Source organism: Pontibacter russatus, assembly GCF_009931655.1.
Classification (GTDB): domain Bacteria; phylum Bacteroidota; class Bacteroidia; order Cytophagales; family Hymenobacteraceae; genus Pontibacter; species Pontibacter russatus.
In genome coordinates, this window is sequence record NZ_CP047984.1 from 4317341 (window position 1) to 4335410 (window position 18070).

An 18070-nucleotide genomic window follows, 5' to 3' on the forward strand; every position below is an offset into this window, starting at 1 on the left:
GCTCCCATAAGATCACCCGAGCGCTCCCTTATATATAACTTCAGCTCCTGCCAGGCAAGGCCATAAAATCGAAACAGCCTTCGAGGCTACTCCCGGTTCTTCGGAATATTTCCCTTATCCGCTATATGGCCCAAACGGAGAGGCGCTTCAATTGAAAATAGTTTCACCGCAGCTGCCCGTGTGTTTTCCTCTAATACACCTCGGCCCATATCACCCGGATATATCACCCGATGCTTCGGGATGCACGAAAAGCCTTGCCGCAGAAGCGGGAGGCGCGTGTTGAGACAATCCTAGCGCTACGCTTTCGCTTTCTGCTCATTTATATATAAATGCCGGCAGCGGTCGCAAAGAGGCTTCCGGTTAAGAACCACGACCGTTTTAATGCCTGCCATCTGGACTAGTAGCTTTCGTGATTTTTATGGCGACTGATTTGGAGGCGGGCGTGTTGCTCCCCGCCGCAACCTGCCCGATGGGCACCAGCACATTCGCCTCCGGGAAATAGGTGGCGACACAGCCCCGCGAAATGTCCATGGGCACGACGAGAAACCGGGGCGCGGCGCGCAGTTGTCCCTGGAAATGGCTTTGCAGGTCGACTACATCCCCCTGCTGCAGTCCGGCGCTTTCCATATCCTTCCGGTGCATCATCACGACCCTGCGCTCCTGAAAGATGCCCCGGTACCGGTCGTCTAAGCCATATATGGTGGTGTTGAACTGGTCGTGGCTGCGGATGGTCATCATCAGGTATTCGTCTGCCTCCAGTTTAGGCTTCGGCAAGGGCAGCACACTGAACAAAGCTTTTCCGGGGGCGGTGTTAAACTTGTTCGCGCGGTTGCAGTTGGGCAGGTAAAGGCCTCCGGGCTGGCGCACGCGGCGGTTATAATCCTCAAATCCGGGAATAACTTTCTCTATTTCGTCCCGCACCAGGTCATAGTTTTGCGATAGCCCCGCCCAATCTACTTTAGTGCGCCCGCCTAAAGTGGCCTGGGCCATCCGGCTTACGATGGCCACCTCGCTCAACAGCCTGTCAGAAGGCGGGGTGAGCACGCCTTTGGAGGACTGCACGACGCCCATGGAGTTTTCCACCGACACGAACTGCTCCTGCCCGCCTTGCACGTCTTTATCCGTGCGGCCCAGGCAAGGCAAGATGAGCGCTCGCCTGCCCGGTACCACGTGGCTGCGGTTCAGCTTTGTGGACACATGCACCGTCAGGTTGCACTGCCGCAGCCCGGCGGCGGTAAAAGCCGTGTCGGGCGTGGCCGAGAGAAAATTACCTCCCATAGCTACAAACACCCTGGCTTTCCCCTCGTTCATGGCCTTGATGGCATTGACCACGTCGAAGCCCTTGCGCCGGGGCGGCTCAAATTTATAAACCGCCTGCAGCATGTCGAGAAAAGCGGGCGGCGGCATCTCCCATATCCCCATCGTGCGGTCGCCCTGCACATTGCTGTGCCCCCGCACCGGGCAGGTGCCCGCACCGGGTTTGCCGATGCTGCCCTTCAGCAACAGCAGGTTCACCACTTCCTTGATGTTATCGACCGCGTTCTCGTGCTGCGTCAGTCCCATGGCCCAGCAAACGATGATGTTCTTCTTTTCTATCAGGAGCCTGGCCGCTTCCCGGATCAATTCTTTCTCCACGCCGCTCTGGCTGGCGCAGAGATCAAAATCCTGCTGACCCAGTTCATATATAAACTGCGCATAGCCCTGGGTCTGCCGCCCGATAAACGCGTGGTCGAAAACGGAGCCCGGGTTTGCCTTCTCCGCCTCCAGCATCACCAGCATCAGGGCCTTCAGCAGCGGAACATCCCCGTTTATGCGCACCTGCAGGAAGATATCGGCGAGCGGCGTGCCGCCCGACAGGATTTTGGACGGACTTTGCGGATTCACAAAGTGCAAAAGCCCCGGCTCAGGAATCGGGTTGACGGCGATGATCTTTCCGCCGTTCAGTTTGCACTTTTCCAGCGCCGACAACATACGGGGATGGTTGGTGCCCGGGTTCTGCCCCAGAATCATGACCACTTCGGCCTGGTAAAAATCCTCCAGCGTCACCGAGCCTTTCCCGATGCCCAGGGTGTCGGTAAGGGCCTTGCCGCTGCTCTCGTGGCACATATTGGAGCAGTCAGGCAGGTTGTTGGTCCCGAACTGCCGTACGAACAGCTGGTATAAAAAAGCGGCCTCGTTGCTGGTGCGGCCTGAGGTATAGAAGACAGCCTCGTCGGGGCTTGCCAGGGCATTCAGTTCGTCTGCCAGTATGCCGAATGCCTCGTCCCAGGAAACAGGCTCGTAATGTGAGGCACCTTCTTTCAGCAGAACAGGTTCGGTCAGGCGGCCTTTTTTACCTATCTCGAAATCACTCCAGGCCCCAATCTCGTTGATGCTGTGCCTGCGGAAAAAGTCAGCCCCTATTTTCTTGTCCTGCGCTTCTTCCGCAATGGCCTTGAGGCCGTTCTCACAGTATTCGCCCAGTGCGGAGCGCTCGTCGTCCGGGTCGGGCCAGGCACAGCCGGGGCAGAGGAAGCCGTCTTTCTGGTTCAGCTTAAGCGCAGCCTTAACCGCGGCGGACGGCGCCATATAGGTATAGGCCTGCTTCATGGCCGACCAGACGGCTGGCACCCCCGCAGCGCTTTTGCTGAGTTTGCCGGTCCTCAGCCCCGTGAACTTCTCCGGCGTCAGTTCGTTATTTGAATCTTGCTCTCTCAATTCCTTTGGTTTTAAGGCTGTTCGCCACCTGCAGGCAGCATCCGCTCTGTGGCAAAAAAGGCCTACATGATCCGCTCGCGCCCGGTATATATGTTAAACCTGTCCTTGCTCAGAAACCCCACGAGCGTCATGCCGCACTCTTCGGCCAGCTCGATAGCCAGGCTCGAGGGCGCGCCGATGGCACACAGCAGGGGAGCCCCCACCATCCTGGCTTTCTGCACCAGCTCAAAGCTGAGGCGGCCACTGAACAGCAGCATATAATCCCGCACAGGGATCAGGCCTCTCTTCAGCATCCCCCCGACTAATTTGTCCATGGCGTTGTGGCGCCCCACGTCTTCCTGCACCAGCAGTAGATGACCGCTTGTGTCAAACAGCCCGCACGCGTGGATGCCCCCCGTTCGCTGGTATGCTTCCTGAAGCTGCCTTAGCTTTTCCGGCAGGGTGACCAGCAGTTCGCCGCTCACCAGCGGCCGGTGCGGAATCACGAGAAAGGAGGGCAACTGCTGCACCTGGTCCAGCGCCGCTTTACCGCACAGGCCGCAGGCAGAAGTCATATATAGCCGCGGCTGCACCTGCGCTGCCCTGGCTGCCGCGCCGGGGGCGAGGTGTACGAGTAGCGCCTGCCCGGTTGTGTTTTCCTCCGTCTGGTTCCTGGCAAACCGCATGGCAACAATATCTTCCGGTTTATGGATGATGCCTTCGGTAAACAGAAACCCCCTTGCCAGGTCAAAGTCATCTCCTGGTGTGCGCATCGTTACGGCGAGGCTCTTCCAGTCGCGCCCAGGGTGCATCAGCACTATCTCCAGCGGCTCCTCCACCGCCACCACATCTTCGGCCTGCCGGCAGCCTTCCGGCCCAAACCGGTAGACGCTCCTCGCTGCAGATTTGGTAAAAGCGCTGTCATCGTTTGTATCAACCATTCCGGTATTTCAGCAAGTACTATATGGATGTTCTGCGGCACAGCATGATTGCTAACAGACCTTGCTTTGCGCCGTTTCTCCTGTATCCTGCCTTCCAGTAAAATAATCTTTACCGATGAAAGGTGCCTCCGATACCAGTGTTTTCCGTGCCGCCGCTCCGGATATATGCGCTATATAAGATGAATCGCCTCGCATATTTATTTAAAACGGATGATAGCGCCACCGGGGGCAGTCCGTGCCGCCAGCGTAAGATTCAAAAACATGCGGCACACAAGGGTACGGGTGGCAGCAAAAGCAGAACCTTAATATAGCAAGGTTTCGACAGTCCGGCAACAAGGCCCCCAATTTATATATGTCCTTGCGTGCAGCGCCCCGCTATATATGGTGTCAGCCTCCTTCTATATGGCAGCAGCGCCCCAGCTATATATAAGGGTATATTCCTGCGTCCGACGAGCCCGGGCTGCTGCTTCTTACCCGCAACCGCCGCCGGGCAGTATTCTTTCTGTCGTAGTTTTATGGGTAAATGCTTGTGTTGGTGCGCAATAAAAAATATATTTATAGATGTATAGGTAAAATACGGCAGTCTGATCCAAGCCTTAGTTAAAAGTAAAACCTCTTTCTTACAGGCAGTTTGCTTCAACCCGGCTGTTCAGGAGCCTTTCCTGTATATGATATAATCGGAAAAAAGCGAAGCCCCTTGGATGGGACGGCTTCCCTGCGCACCCGGACAAACTATTTATGGCTCCGGTAAAGCAAGGCAGGGCGCATGTAAGGGCTGCGTTACAGATTTTTTATATAGACCACTTTCACTGACACCTTGGAGCACCTCGTTCAATTCTTAGGCCGACTTCACCCCCTGGTAGTGCATCTCCCGATCGGCATCCTGTTTCTGGCCATCGGCTTAGAACTTCCTGCCCGGCGGAAGAAGTATGCTTTCCTGGCCCCGGCCTTGCCGCTGCTCTGGGGAGGCGGTTTTGTAAGTGCGGTGGTGGCCTGCGTGGCGGGTTTTTTATTGAAGCTGAGCGGCGACTATGAGTCGGAGGCTTTGGACACCCACCAGTATATGGGCATTGCGCTGGCCGTTACCGCCGGTATAGTTTTTTATCTCAAAAAATACAGGATCTATCTGCGGCTCCAGTTGCCGGTGGCAGTGCTGGCTGGGATGCTGCTGGTGGGCACCGGCCATTTGGGAGGGAACCTGACGCACGGCGAGGATTTCCTGACACAGCCGCTGCTGGCGTTCTTGGGAAAGGAGCCGGTAAAAGTGGTGCGGGAGCCGATTGCTGATATAAACAAGGCGGTGGTGTTCCTGGACCTGGTGCAGCCGGTGCTGGAAGAGAAATGCTACAAATGCCACAACAACTCCAAGCAGAAAGGAAAGCTGCGGCTCGACTCCCCGGAGCACATCCTGAAAGGAGGGAAGCATGGGGAGGTGCTGGTGGCGGGCAACGCGGCAAACAGCGAGCTCTACAAGCGCCTGCTGCTGCCGGAGGAAGATGACGAGCGGATGCCCCCCAAAGGAAAAACGCAGCTGACCGAGGAAGAGATTGAGCTGATCCGGTGGTGGATTGCGCAGGGGAAGGCCGATTTTAAAACCACCGTGGCCCAGGTGCCCCAGGACGATGAAATCAAGCCCATACTCGCGCAATATGGCAGCGGCGAAAGTGGGGAGGAGGAAGGGGCCGGGACAACCATGGACATACCCGCTGTAGAAGTGGCGAAAGCTGACCCGGCGGCTGTGGAGGGCATCCGCAAAGTGGGAGGGACTGTTGCCTACCTCACGCCGGAAAAAACATTTCTGGCGGTGAACATGGTCAATAACCCGGATTTTTCGGATGAGCAGATGAGCGCCCTGCTGCCGCTCGGGGAGCAGATCGTCTGGCTGGACCTGTCTGACACCAAAGTCACGGACAAGGGCCTGCAGCAGGTGGCGAAGCTGAAAAACCTGACGCGCCTGAGCCTGGACAACACCGCTATCAGCGACGCGGGGCTTGTGCATTTGAAGGATTCGGAAGGCCTGCTCTACCTCAATCTGTACCATACCGGCATATCAGACAACGGCCTGAAAAACCTGGAGGGCATAAAGAACCTGAAGGCCCTGTACCTGTGGCAGACGCAGGTGACGCCGCAGGGGGTGGCCCTCGTAAAGCAAGCAATTGGAGATCATATCAAGATAAACTATGGAAGTGAAACGGATATCCTCTGAAGCGTGGCGGCGGATTGGCCTGAGTTCCTGCATCGCCCTGTTTGGTGCGGTGGCGTGGAGCAGCTGCTCTGAGCCGGAGTTGCCCGCAGACGTGGCGCAGGCCATGGCTGCGCTCCCGGCCACCATTGATTACAACCAGCACGTGAAGCCGATTCTCTCGGACCGGTGCTATGTCTGCCACGGCCCCGACGAGAACAAGCAGAAGGCCGATCTGCGCCTGGACCTGCCGGAGGTAGCCTATAAAAAAGAGGCAGAGAGCGGCCGCCTGGCGCTCGTGCCCGGCAGCCTGGCCAAGAGCGAGGTTTTCCATAGGATAACCAGCTCTGACCCAGAGTATATGATGCCCACCCCAGAGTCGCACCTGAGCCTGACGGCGCAGGAGAAAGCCATACTCATCAGGTGGATTCGGGACGGTGCCGAATACAAGCCGCACTGGTCGCTGGTGGCGCCGGTGAAGCCCGAAGTGCCGGAGGTGAAAACTACTGCCTGGGTGAAGAACCCGATAGACCGTTTTGTGCTGGCGAAGCTGGAGGAGAATGGCCTGAAGCCAAACCCAGGGGCCAGCAAAGAGACGCTCATCCGCCGCCTGTCGCTTGACCTGACCGGCCTCCCACCCACCATCCAGGAAATAGACGCCTTCTTAGCGGATAAATCTCCAGCTGCCTACGAGAAGGTCGTGGACCGCCTCCTGCGGTCGCCGCACTATGGCGAACGGATGGCGGTGGACTGGCTGGACGTGGCGCGGTACGCCGATACGCACGGCTACCAGGACGACGGGCTGCGGAACGCCTATCCCTGGCGCGACTGGGTGATCTCGGCTTTCAACCGCAACCTGCCTTACGACAAGTTCATTACCTGGCAGCTGGCCGGCGACCTGCTGCCCAACGCCACCAAAGAGCAGATAATCGCCACCTGCTTTCTGCGCAACCATCCTCAGAGCCAGGAGGGGGGCATTGTGGAGGAAGAGTACAGGGTGGAGTATGTGGCGGACAGGGTAGATACCTTCGGAAAGGCCTTACTGGCAACCAGTACCGAGTGCGCCCGCTGCCACGACCACAAGTATGACCCCATCTCGCAGAAAAACTACTTCGAGCTCTTCGCTTTCTTTAACAACAACAACGAGAGCGGCCAGGTGCCTTATACCGGCGAGGCGAGTCCCTCACTCATCCTCACCACGCCAGAGGCGGAAAAGTTGCTGACGTTCATTCGTGCAAAAGCCAAGCCACTGGAAGAGCAGGCGCAACAGACGGATGCTTACCAGGAGAATTTCGGGAAATGGCTAAACAGGGCGGCACAGCAGCCGCAGCTATATAGCCAGTCCGAGCAGGGGCTGGTGGGGCATTTCACCTTTGATGAAAAGACGCTGAAGAACCTGGCAGACGATTCGCTGGCAGCCTGGCTTTCAGGTGGCGAAGAGGGCAAGGGACCTGCTCCGGTTGCGGGTAAATTCGGGCAGGGCGTTCGCTTGGACGGGGACATGTCGGTTGACTTTAACGGGCACTTCACCACCGACCGGAACCAGCCCATCAGCGTCAGCACCTGGGTGAATGTGCTGAAGCCCGGCGAGACGGGCCCGCTGTTCAGCAGAACCAACGGTGAGCTGGACGGCTGGCGCGGCTACATCGTTGACCTGAACAAGGACCAGACCCTCACCATCCGTTTCTCGCACGTCTTCCCGGACAATGCCATTCACCTGCAAACACGCCAGAAGCTGCCGCCAAAGCAGTGGAACCATGTGGCACTGACCTATGACGGGAGCAGCAAGGCCAAAGGCATTCATTTATATATAAACGGCGAAGAGATCCCGCTCCTTGTCATCAACGACAACCTGAAGCAGAGCATGAAGTTCGCCATCAACAAAACCAACTGGGGCATACAGAGCTTCAAACTGGGCAGGGCGGGGAACAAGTCTATCTCCAATGTCGCGTACGATGAGTTCAGGGCCTATAACCGGCAACTCTCCAAGCTGGAGATAGCGCAGTTTGCTGGAAAGGCCGGGTTCATCGAAAAGCTGCTGCGCACCCCCACCGCCCAGCTAACGGCGGCGCAGAAAGACCAGTTGTTTACATATTACCTGCTGGGCTTCGACAAGCAATATGCCGCTGTGCAGCAGCAACTGATAAAGCTCCGGGGGGAGGAAAATGACCTGCTGACGGATCAGGAAGAGGTGATGGTTTACCGGGAGCGGAAAGAGCCGCGGGCTACTTTTTTGCTGGACCGGGGGGTATATGACGCCCCGACCGAGCGCGTGCATGCCAATACGCCGGAGAGCATTTTGCCCTTTGATAAAGACCTGCCGAAAAACAGGCTGGGGCTGGCGAAGTGGCTCCTGAGCGAAGAGCAGCCGCTGTTCGCGCGGGTGATGGTGAACCGCTTCTGGCAGCAGCTGTTTGGGCAGGGCATCGTGAAAACCTCCGATGACTTTGGAAACCAAGGGGATATGCCCACACATCCGGAGTTGCTGGACTGGCTTGCCGTTACTTTCCGTGAGAACGGATGGGACGTGAAAGACCTGCTCAAAACCATCGTCATGTCCTCCACCTACCGGCAGGGCTCCATACCCACCGAACAGAACTTGGCGAAAGATCCTGACAACCTGCTGCTCTCGCGGGCGCCTTCTTACCGGATGACGTCCGAGATGATCCGCGACAATGCCCTGACTGCCAGTGGGATGCTGGTGCAGGATGTAGGCGGAGAAAGCGTGTACCCCTATCAGCCGGCTGGCGTGTGGGAGGCGCTGGCTGTGCGCAATGCGGTGAAATATGAGCAAGGGTATGGGGATGATCTGTACCGCCGGAGCCTGTATACCATCTGGAAGCGAAGCTCGCCCCATCCGGCCATGAGCAATTTTGATGTGCCCGACCGCTATATGTGTACGGTGCGCCGGCAAAACACCAGCACGCCGCTGCAGGCGCTGGTCCTGATGAACGATGTGCAGTTCGTGGAGGCCGCCCGTGTGCTCGGCGGGCGCATGATGCGGGAGGGAGGGGACACCCCGGAGAAACGGATTATATATGCTTTCCGGGCCCTCACCAGCAGGTATCCGAGAAAAGAGGAAATGGAGATTCTCTTAAACCTCTACCAATTGGAGCGTGCGGACCTGGAGCAAAACCCCGAACGCGCGGCGCAGTTGCTGCAGGAAGGGGAGCATCCTATGGATAAAACGCTGAAGGCGACCGAGCTGGCTACCTGCGCCGTGGTGGCCAGCACCCTGATGAACTTTGATGAATTTGTGACGAAACGATAAGGAGGAACAAGCCATGCATAACCATGAGAACGAAATAGCCTATCAGATGAGCCGCCGCGACTTTCTGACGCGCGCCAGCCTGGCGGGCGTTGGCCTGGCTGCCTTGTCTTCCCTGCTGCCCTCGGAACTTTTCGCCGACGAGAACCCCAAGCCGGTGCTGCCGCATTTTGCCCCGAAGGCCAAGCGCATCATCTATCTTTTCCAGAGCGGTGGCCCTTCCCAGTTAGAGCTCTTCGATTATAAGCCAAAACTGAAAGAGATGTTCGGGAAAGAGCTGCCGGATTCTATACGCGGAGAGCAGCGGCTGACCGGCATGACCTCCAACCAGAAGTCGTTCCCGCTGGCGATGGGCAACTTCAACTTCCAGCAGCACGGCAAGAGCCGGGCCTGGGTGTCGGAGCTGCTGCCCCACACGGCCGGGATTGTGGACGACCTCTGCTTTATCAAGTCCATGCACACCGACGCCATCAATCACGACCCGGCCATCACGTTCTTCCAGACCGGAAGCCAGCTGGCGGGCAGGCCAAGCATGGGCTCGTGGCTGAGCTACGGTTTGGGAAGCGAAAACAAAAACCTGCCGGGCTTCGTGGTGCTGCTCTCCCGGGGCCGCGAAGGCGACCAGCCCTTGTACGCCAAGCTTTGGGGAAACGGCTTTTTACCGTCGGAGCACCAGGGGGTTATCTTCCGCTCCGGCGAGAACCCGGTGTACTACCTCAACAACCCGAAGGGCATGGACAAGCAGAGCCGCCGCCGCATGCTGGACCATCTGGCGCAGCTGCACCAGGTGCAGTACGAGCATGTGCTCGACGAGGAGATAAATTCCCGCGTGGCGCAGTACGAGATGGCCTATCGCATGCAGTCCTCTGTTCCGTCTACGCTGGACGTGAGCCAGGAGCCGGAGTATATATATGACATGTATGGGGAGGAGTCCAGAAAGCCGGGCACGTTTGCCGCGAACTGCCTGCTCGCCCGTCGCCTGATAGAGAAAGACGTGCGGTTTGTGCAGCTTTACCACCAGGGCTGGGATCAGCACGGCAACCTGCCGAACGATATCCGGATGATGGCTAAATCGGTGGATCAGGCCTCTGCCGCGCTCATCAAAGATCTGAAGCAGCGCGGCCTGCTCGACGAAACGCTGGTGATCTGGGGAGGGGAGTTTGGCCGCACCAACTACTCCCAGGGCCAGCTCGCGGTGGACAACTATGGGCGCGACCACCACCCGCGCTGCTTCACGCTATATATGGCCGGGGCGGGTATCAAAAAAGGAATCTCCTACGGCGAAACAGACGACTTCGGGTACAACATTGCCAAAGACCCCGTGCATGTGCATGACTTTCAGGCCACCATCCTGCATCTGCTGGGGATTGACCACGAACAGCTGGTCTTCAAGCACCAGGGGCGCCGCTATCGGCTCACTGACGTCGCCGGGAAGGTGGTGAAGGACATCCTGGCATGATAAATTTTGTGCATATATCATGCATATATAAATAGCGCGGAATCAGGGTAGATAGTCTCCTCCCAAGGCCATGCGGATTGAAAGCACGAAAACCGAAAAATCTATATACCACGGTGGCCATATATAGGTTGGCTGTTTTGATGGCCTATCTAAGTACAAGCACAGCATCTAATCTACGTTGTACATCCCAGACTTGCATTGGGGGCTTGTGGCTGGGCCGCAACCGCTTATATATAGCTACAGCTTAATCTCCGGGGGAAGGGGCCCTCTATTTCTACCATGATCCTTCCAGGATGACAGAATTCATGTCAATAGTCGCGCCCGACACTGCTTCGACGACGCCTAAAGTTTTCGACAGGGAATAAATTTCCATGCCATTGAACAGAAAAAGCGTAAATTCAGGACACTGATAAGGATCATCAACCTTTGATTACCACCTCCATGAAAGAATCACCTTTAAGCCGCCGCAACGCTCTCAAAGCGTTAGGTGCATCCGCTGGAATGGCTTTGCTGCCGGCGGCGGTCGAAGCGGAGCCAGCTGAAAAGCGGCCTGCCAAATCGGACTTTATCTACTGCCTGAACATGAGCACGATCAAGGGCCACAAGCTGGGGTTCGAGAAGGAACTGGAGGTGGCTTCGAAGGCTGGTTTCCGATCTGTCGAAATATGGATGGACTCGCTGCAGGCTTTCCTGGACGGGGGCGGCACGCTGCCCGAGGCGCGGAAGCGCCTGGATGACCTGGGGCTCCAGGTGGAGAATGCCATTGGTTTCGCCCCATGGATTATAGACGATGACGCCGCCCGCAAAAAGGGCCTGGAGCTGCTCAGGCGCGAAATGGAAATGCTGGCGCAAATCGGGTGCCACCGCACGGCCGCGCCGCCTGTCGGGGCTACTAAGGGCCCGGACCTCGACCTGAACCGGGCTGCGGAGCGTTACCGCGCCATCCTGGAGCTGGGCGAGCAGACAGGCGTAGTGCCCCAACTGGAACTGTGGGGATTCTCTGAGAACTTAAGCCGCCTGAGCGAGGTGATGTATGTGGCGATTGAGAGCGGCCACCCCGCTGCCCGGCTGCTGCTCGACGTGTACCACCTCTACCGGGGCGGGTCCAGCCTCGACAGCCTGCCGCTGGTGGGCAAAAAGGCCATCGAGGTTTTTCATGTGAACGATTACCCGGCCAATATATCCGCCGCCGCCATTACCGACGCCGACCGGGTATATACCGGCGATGGCGTGGCCCCGCTTAGCCGCATCCTGCAAACCATATATAATCCTGATCGCCCTGTGGTACTCTCGCTGGAGGTATTCAACAAAGACTATTATGCGCAGGATGCACTGCAGGTGGCAAAAGCTGGTTTGGCCAAAATGAAATCCGCCGTACGGAATATATAGTCTAACCAAAACATAGCCATTGACAAGAAATTTATATGTCGCGTGTAGTGAGATAAAATTGAATATGGTTGAACGAAGGACGAATGGATTTAAGAAAAAATCGATGCTAATATTCGGTTGAAGGGATATAATAAGACATGTGTAAATAGCAAAGACTCTCCATCATTCTGCTATTCGACCGACATTTTCAAGAACTTTCATATTCCATAGGTTTTCATTCCGTCATTACCCCAGGACTATATTCGAAATTGATTGACAACAACGTGAATTAAGTAAAAGGACACTAGTGTCAAGACATAAGTGGACCATACCGAGCATCGGGGGTACAAGACTCTTAAGGATCTATATAATTGTTTATCAGATATCTTATGTATGTTGACTTTATGGATAGAGCAAGTTGATTTTGTCCGGGTACTTATATGGTATCAAATCCCCCTTTTGCCTATTAAAGAGTGGCATAATCACTCCAAAAAGCGTGCTTAGAGCCAAATTTACCTATGCAGCAAAGTCTTTTCTATACATAGATTTATATAAAATACTGTGCGGAAGCAAAACGGCATATATAGCACCGCTGTTTCCAATAACTCCGGTGTAGATAAGCCGAAGTCTCCCCAGCAGATGGGCCGGTTGGGAAACAAGCTGTATACCGCAAACCTCGGTTTCTGCCCTATATGGCTGCTCCTCTTTTGCGATTAGCACACGGCAACCACCTCATCACGCTACCCATATGCTTTTCTGGTTCACAAACTCGCGGATGCCGAGGTAGGAGAGCTCGCGGCCGTAGCCTGACTTTTTGATGCCGCCAAAAGGCATTTCGGGGGAGGAGTGGACAAGCTCGTTTACGAACATGGCCCCGGTTTCCACCTGCCGGGCCACGCGCAGGCCGCGCTCCTTGTCCTGTGTCCAGACGGACCCGCCCAGGCCGAAGCGGGAGTCGTTGGCTACTTTGACAGCCTCGGCCTCGTCTTTCACCACCATCACAGCGGCTACCGGGCCAAACAGCTCCTCCTCGTACGCGGCCATGCCGGGCGTCACATTCGTCAGGATCATCGGTTTGAAATAGGCGGTGTCATCGAACTCGCGGCCACCGTCCAGCACTACCTCCGCGCCTTGCTCCACCGATTGCTGCACCTGCTTTTCTAAATCCTCCGCCAGGTCTTTACGGGCGAGCGGACCGTAGTCGCAGTCGTCAGTGAGCGGGTCGCCGGTTTTCAGGGCGGCCATCCGGTGCTTCATCTTCTCCAGAAACGCGTCTGCCACGCTTGCCACCACGATAAAGCGCTTGGCGGCAATGCAGCTCTGGCCGGTGTTCACCATCCGCGACTTTACGGCTACCTCGGCGGCTCTGTCCAGGTCGGCATCTTCCAGCACGATAAACGCGTCGCTGCCGCCCAGTTCCAGCACCGTTTTTTTGATCTGCTGCCCGGCTTTCCCGCCCACCTTGGCGCCTGCCCCCTCGCTGCCCGTCAGCGTCACGGCCCGCACCAGCGGGTGCTCGATCACGGCGTCCACTTCTCCGGAGCCAATCAGCAGGGTCTGGAACACGTTGTCGGGGAAACCGGCCTTGCGCACGATCTCCTCGATGGACAGGGCGCACTGCGGTACGTTGGAGGCATGTTTGAGAACCCCTACGTTGCCCGCCATCAGCGCGGGCGCCAGAAACCGGTAGGCTTGCCAAAAGGGGAAGTTCCAGGGCATTACGGCCAGCACCACGCCAAGCGGCTCATAAGCGATGAGGCTGCGCGAGGCCTTGGTTTCAATCTCCTCGTCCTTCATAAACCCGGCGGCATTGTCGGCATAGTAACGGCAGGCCAGGGCGCACTTTTTCACTTCTGATATAGCCTCTTTCAGCGGCTTGCCCATCTCCAGCGAGATGATGCGGCCGTAGTGCTCCGCCTCGTTCTCCAGTATCTCTGCCTGTCGGGTCATGTGCTGGGCGCGCTCCCCGAAGCTGACGTGGCGCCAATACCGGAAAGCCTCACCGGCCGCTTCTATCTTCTGATTCACCTCTTCTGCGGTGTGCGGGTCAAATGCCTTCACCACTTCTCCCGTGGCCGAGTTAATCGATTCTATCGCCATAGCTGTTTCTTCAGGTTGTACTCAACTATACGGAAAGCCGCTGCCGGCGTATGAACAGCCTGTGCATGGCTCTTAATGCGCTAAAACCTTTTAAGCCAGGAATAGTTAAAAGATTAGTTTTTCGAAATATGGTATAAATCCAGGCGTCTGACTCCCCAGGCGGCACCCTACGTTCAAGACATTGCAAAACCAACCGATCAAGAATATCCCGGAGGAGGAACTGGTGGCCCGGCTCCGGGCGCAGGATGCATCAGCCATGTCGGTGCTGTACGACATGTACAGCCCTGCCCTGTTTGGCGTGGTGCTGCAGATTGTGAAAGAGGAGGAGACCGCCGAGGATGTGCTGCAGGAGGCTTTCGTGAAGATATGGGGCTCTTTCCAGAGCTACGACGCCGCCAAAGGCCGCCTTTTCACCTGGATGATCAACGTCTGCAGAAATCTCGCCATCGATAAAATCCGATCCAAACAGTACCGCGTAAATCAGAAAACAAGAGAGATTCCTGCCTCCCCCCGGGCCCTGTATGGCGCGGTCGGGTTTAAACCAGAGCATATTGGCGTACGGGAAGTAACCGAAACGCTAAGCCCGGAGCAGAAGCAGATCATCGACCTGATGTACTTCGAGGGGATGACGCAGAGCGAGATTGCCGAGGAGTACAACATTCCGCTGGGCACTGTGAAGACGAGGGCGCGGAGCGCGATCAAAGCATTGGGTAAACTGTTTAAAGGACGTGCATAACGAAGACTACATAGCGTCCGGAGTGCTGGAACTGTATGCCGCAGGAGCGCTTGACGCAGCGGAGCGGATGGAAGTGGAGCGCATGGCCGCCGAATCGCCGGAGGTGCGTGCCGCCCTGCTGGACGCCTGCGAGGTGATGGAGCAGTATGCGATGCTGCACGCCGCGCAGCCAAACCCTGCGCTCAAAGACAAGGTAATGGCCCGGATACAACAGGGGCAGAGAGTCTCTACCGAAGAGGGGCCTGAGGCTTGGGCGCTTTACCCGGAACCGGAGGAGCAGGGAAGCGGGCCTTACAAATGGATGTTTGCGGCCAGCATCGTCCTTTTTCTGCTGTCGGGCTTTATGAGCCTCCGCTTTTACCAGAACTGGCAGGACGCCGAGACAAGGCTGGCGCAGGCGCTGGCCTCGGAGCAGCAACTGGCGCAAACCTACCAGACTGCCGCCTACAGCCTCGACCAGCAGGAACAGATGCTGCGTGTGCTGCGGGACGAAAGCTACCAGCCGGTGCGGCTGCAGGGGGTGGAGGCTCACCCTGAAGCAAAGGTGCTGGTGTACTGGAACCCCGAGGAGGAGAAAGTATATATAGACGCGGTGCAACTGCCCGCTCCACCCGCCGGCAAACAGTACCAGTTATGGGCCCTGCTGGACGGCAAGCCCATTGATGCGGGCCTCATCAGCCTGGAACGCGGCCAGGAGACCGCCATGCAGCAGATGAAGGGCATCAAAAACGCACAGGCCTTTGCCGTTACGCTCGAGCCGGTTGGCGGAAGCGCGAACCCAACCCTGGAGCAACTCTACGTAATGGGGGAGGTGAAGTCCTGATTAGGCAGGATACGGGCATGAATTCCTGCTTTTGCTTGCCTGTGTATATAATAACTGCTATATTGAGAGGGTTAAGCAACCGCCTGCAGGCTGGCTGTAACTAAATGCGCCGCTGCGGGTAAACAGAGTTAGACCGATTTTGCGAACCGCACCCGCCGATACCGCCATTCTGCTGTTTGCACACGCAGCAGCGCATGAAGCAAAGGCCAAAACCTTTGCCTCGGGGCGCAGTGCGCGCACAAACGAAAAGATAGCCGACGTGCTGCTGGAGCATACCCTGGCAGTCGTGCGTAAGGCCCGCCTCCCGCTCATTCCGGTGTTTACGGCTGATCAGAAGGGAAACACCTTTGGCGAGCGGCTCGCGAATGCTTTTCAGGACGCGTTTGGGGCGGGCTACCAGCGGGTCATCTGCATCGGGAGCGACTGTCCCACACTGGCGGCAACGGACCTGCTGCAGGCGCAGGAGGTACTGCAACGGCAGAACATGGTGGTTGGGCCTGCAGAGGATGGCGGTGCTTACCTCATCGGGATGCACATCGACTGCTTTGACCCGGAGAGCTTCGCCATGCTGAACTGGCAGACCGGGCAGGTGCTGCACGAGCTTTTCATCTATTCTTTCAGGCAACAGGCGGTCCTCTACGGCTTTGAGCTGCTGCAGAAGCGGGCCGACGTGGACTCGAAAGAAGACCTGCGCCTCGTTTTGGAAGGGCTGCCGGTTTTCAACAGGTTCCGGGTTCTCGTACTGGGTATTCTTTACGGAAGGGCGGCTCGCGCTTTTGCTTTCCGCCACCTCCTGCGCAAGCCCCTGGGCTGGAGCCTGCGCGAACTTCAGCTGCGCGCACCTCCCCAGCAGGCGCAGTAAATATTCCTTCTCGCTTTCTCCGAACAAAGCAGCGGTACGCAGGTTGCTCTCTTTATATATACCTGGAGCACCAGGAGAGGGCGCATCGCTTTTCATCCAATCGTCCCGACGAAAAATCAGGCGCATCTGCATGCTGCCTGTAGCCTGTGCATTTATTTATAACTCAGAAATAACCTATTCATGGAAAATACTTATTACAACCCGGCCGACCTGGCGAAGTTTGGCAACATATCGGAGTTGCAGCCGGAGATGGGCCGCAAGTTTTTTGACTATTATGGCGAGGTGTTCAGGGAAGGCGCGCTGACTGAGAGGGAGAAAGCCCTGATTGCGCTGGCCGTGTCGCATGCGGTGCAGTGCCCTTACTGCATTGACGCCTACAGCACCGAGTGCCTGCAGAAAGGAGCCGACGAGAACCAGATGATGGAGGCGGTGCACGTGGCGGCGGCCATCAAGGGCGGCGCGGCGCTGGTACACGGCGTGCAGATGATGAACAAAATCAAAGAGCTGACGATGTAGCCGATGGGTTCTACTATAAAATCACTTCAGGGCCAGCACCACCAACTGGCCGATTCTTCTTTTCAACTGGAAGTGCTGCAGGCGCCCTCCCGGCAGGGAGACAGATTACCGGCTTTCGCTGACAGGCTGCAGGCGCACGGCCTGTACCCGCTGCGGCCGACGGGCACCACCATCCTGCAGGTGAACGTGGGCAAGATGTGCAACCAGACCTGCCGCCACTGCCACGTAGACGCTGGCCCCGACCGGAAGGAAATCATGACGCGCAGCACCATGCAGCTGTGCCTCGACGCGCTGGCGCATTCGCCCCAAATCACGACCGTGGACCTGACGGGAGGGGCACCGGAGATGAACCCGGACTTCCGCTGGTTTGTGGAGGAACTCTCGAAGCTGGGGCGGCAGGTGATGGTGCGCTGCAACCTCACCATTATCCTGGCCAACAAAAAGTACCACGACCTGCCCGATTTCTTCAGGAAGCATGGCGTGCACGTGGTGTCGTCGCTGCCTTACTTCCAGGCTTCGCGCACCGATGCGCAGCGCGGCGATGGCGTGTTTGAGAAATCCATCAAAGCCTTGCAACTGCTGAACGCGGTTGGGTATGGCCTGGAGGGCAGCGGCTTGCTGCTGGACCTGGTGTATAACCCGTCGGGGGCCTTTCTGCCGGGCAGCCAGGCCTCGCTGGAGGCGGAGTTCAAGCGAAGGCTGCGGAGCGGTTACCAAGTGGAGTTCAACAGCCTGTTCTGCATCACCAACCTGCCCGTGAGCCGTTACCTCGACTACCTGGTGCAGAGCGGCAACTACGACAGCTATATGGAGAAGCTCGTCAGCGCGTTTAACCCGGCGGCCGCCGCCGGTGTGATGTGCCGCAACACGGTTTCCGTTGGCTGGGACGGCTACCTCTACGACTGCGACTTCAACCAGATGCTGGAGCTGCAAGTGGCGCACGGCGCGCCACAGCACATCCGCGATTTTGACGCCGCCGTGTTAGACGAGCGCGACATCGTGCTGAACCAGCACTGCTACGGCTGCACCGCCGGGGCCGGCTCCAGCTGCGGCGGCGAAACGGTTAGTTAATTGTTAGCTGTTAAATGGTTAGACAGTAAATTGTTACCTCAAACAATTTAACCATATCGCCATTCAGC

At 57.2% G+C, this 18070-nt stretch carries 12 protein-coding genes; 9 read left to right on the forward strand and 3 right to left on the reverse strand.

The window, feature by feature from the left end:
• Positions 1 to 378 precede the first annotated feature (378 nt).
• Together GSQ62_RS17890 and fdhD are read right to left on the reverse strand one after the other, a co-directional pair.
• A complete protein-coding gene (locus tag GSQ62_RS17890; protein ID WP_202621798.1) occupies positions 379 to 2697 on the reverse strand; it encodes an FdhF/YdeP family oxidoreductase in 2319 nt (772 codons plus the stop codon).
• A 62-nt stretch (positions 2698 to 2759) separates the two neighbouring features.
• Positions 2760 to 3617 carry a formate dehydrogenase accessory sulfurtransferase FdhD gene (gene fdhD, locus GSQ62_RS17895; RefSeq protein ID WP_161890775.1) on the reverse strand — a complete coding sequence of 286 codons (858 nt, stop codon included), beginning with the start codon at positions 3615 to 3617 and terminating at the stop codon, positions 2760 to 2762.
• A gap of 817 nt (positions 3618 to 4434) precedes the next feature.
• Here fdhD and GSQ62_RS17900 point away from each other — a divergent pair.
• The 4 genes from GSQ62_RS17900 to GSQ62_RS17915 all read left to right on the forward strand — a co-directional run bounded on the left by GSQ62_RS17900 (position 4435) and on the right by GSQ62_RS17915 (position 11915).
• Positions 4435 to 5823: a c-type cytochrome domain-containing protein gene (locus tag GSQ62_RS17900; protein WP_161890776.1), complete on the forward strand. Its 1389-nt coding sequence runs from the start codon at positions 4435 to 4437 to the stop codon at positions 5821 to 5823.
• Complete coding sequence (locus GSQ62_RS17905) at positions 5798 to 9070, forward strand: DUF1553 domain-containing protein (RefSeq protein WP_161890777.1); 3273 nt, start codon at positions 5798 to 5800, stop codon at positions 9068 to 9070. The genes GSQ62_RS17900 and GSQ62_RS17905 overlap by 26 nt, the downstream gene beginning before the upstream one ends.
• A 13-nt stretch (positions 9071 to 9083) precedes the next feature.
• Positions 9084 to 10526, forward strand: coding sequence for a DUF1501 domain-containing protein (locus GSQ62_RS17910; protein WP_161890778.1), 1443 nt, complete (start codon positions 9084 to 9086; stop codon positions 10524 to 10526).
• A 441-nt stretch (positions 10527 to 10967) separates the two neighbouring features.
• Positions 10968 to 11915: a sugar phosphate isomerase/epimerase family protein gene (locus GSQ62_RS17915; RefSeq protein WP_161890779.1), complete on the forward strand. Its 948-nt coding sequence runs from the start codon at positions 10968 to 10970 to the stop codon at positions 11913 to 11915.
• A 714-nt stretch (positions 11916 to 12629) separates the two neighbouring features.
• Here the strand turns inward: GSQ62_RS17915 and GSQ62_RS17920 are convergent.
• A complete protein-coding gene (locus tag GSQ62_RS17920; protein WP_161890780.1) occupies positions 12630 to 13994 on the reverse strand; it encodes an NAD-dependent succinate-semialdehyde dehydrogenase in 1365 nt (454 codons plus the stop codon).
• A gap of 181 nt (positions 13995 to 14175) precedes the next feature.
• Between GSQ62_RS17920 and GSQ62_RS17925 the strand changes: the two genes are divergently transcribed.
• The 5 genes from GSQ62_RS17925 to arsS all read left to right on the forward strand — a co-directional run bounded on the left by GSQ62_RS17925 (position 14176) and on the right by arsS (position 18002).
• Entirely contained in the window at positions 14176 to 14730 is a 555-nt protein-coding gene (locus GSQ62_RS17925; protein WP_237586768.1) for an RNA polymerase sigma factor, read from the forward strand.
• Positions 14723 to 15553, forward strand: coding sequence for an anti-sigma factor (locus tag GSQ62_RS17930; RefSeq protein WP_161890781.1), 831 nt, complete (start codon positions 14723 to 14725; stop codon positions 15551 to 15553). The genes GSQ62_RS17925 and GSQ62_RS17930 overlap by 8 nt, the downstream gene beginning before the upstream one ends.
• A gap of 139 nt (positions 15554 to 15692) precedes the next feature.
• On the forward strand, positions 15693 to 16415 hold the full coding sequence (locus tag GSQ62_RS17935; RefSeq protein WP_161890782.1) for a DUF2064 domain-containing protein: 723 nt from the start codon (positions 15693 to 15695) through the stop codon (positions 16413 to 16415).
• A 180-nt stretch (positions 16416 to 16595) separates the two neighbouring features.
• Positions 16596 to 16931: an arsenosugar biosynthesis-associated peroxidase-like protein gene (locus GSQ62_RS17940; protein WP_161890783.1), complete on the forward strand. Its 336-nt coding sequence runs from the start codon at positions 16596 to 16598 to the stop codon at positions 16929 to 16931.
• A gap of 15 nt (positions 16932 to 16946) precedes the next feature.
• Positions 16947 to 18002: an arsenosugar biosynthesis radical SAM (seleno)protein ArsS gene (arsS, locus tag GSQ62_RS17945; protein WP_161891510.1), complete on the forward strand. Its 1056-nt coding sequence runs from the start codon at positions 16947 to 16949 to the stop codon at positions 18000 to 18002.
• Positions 18003 to 18070: the final 68 nt, after the last annotated feature.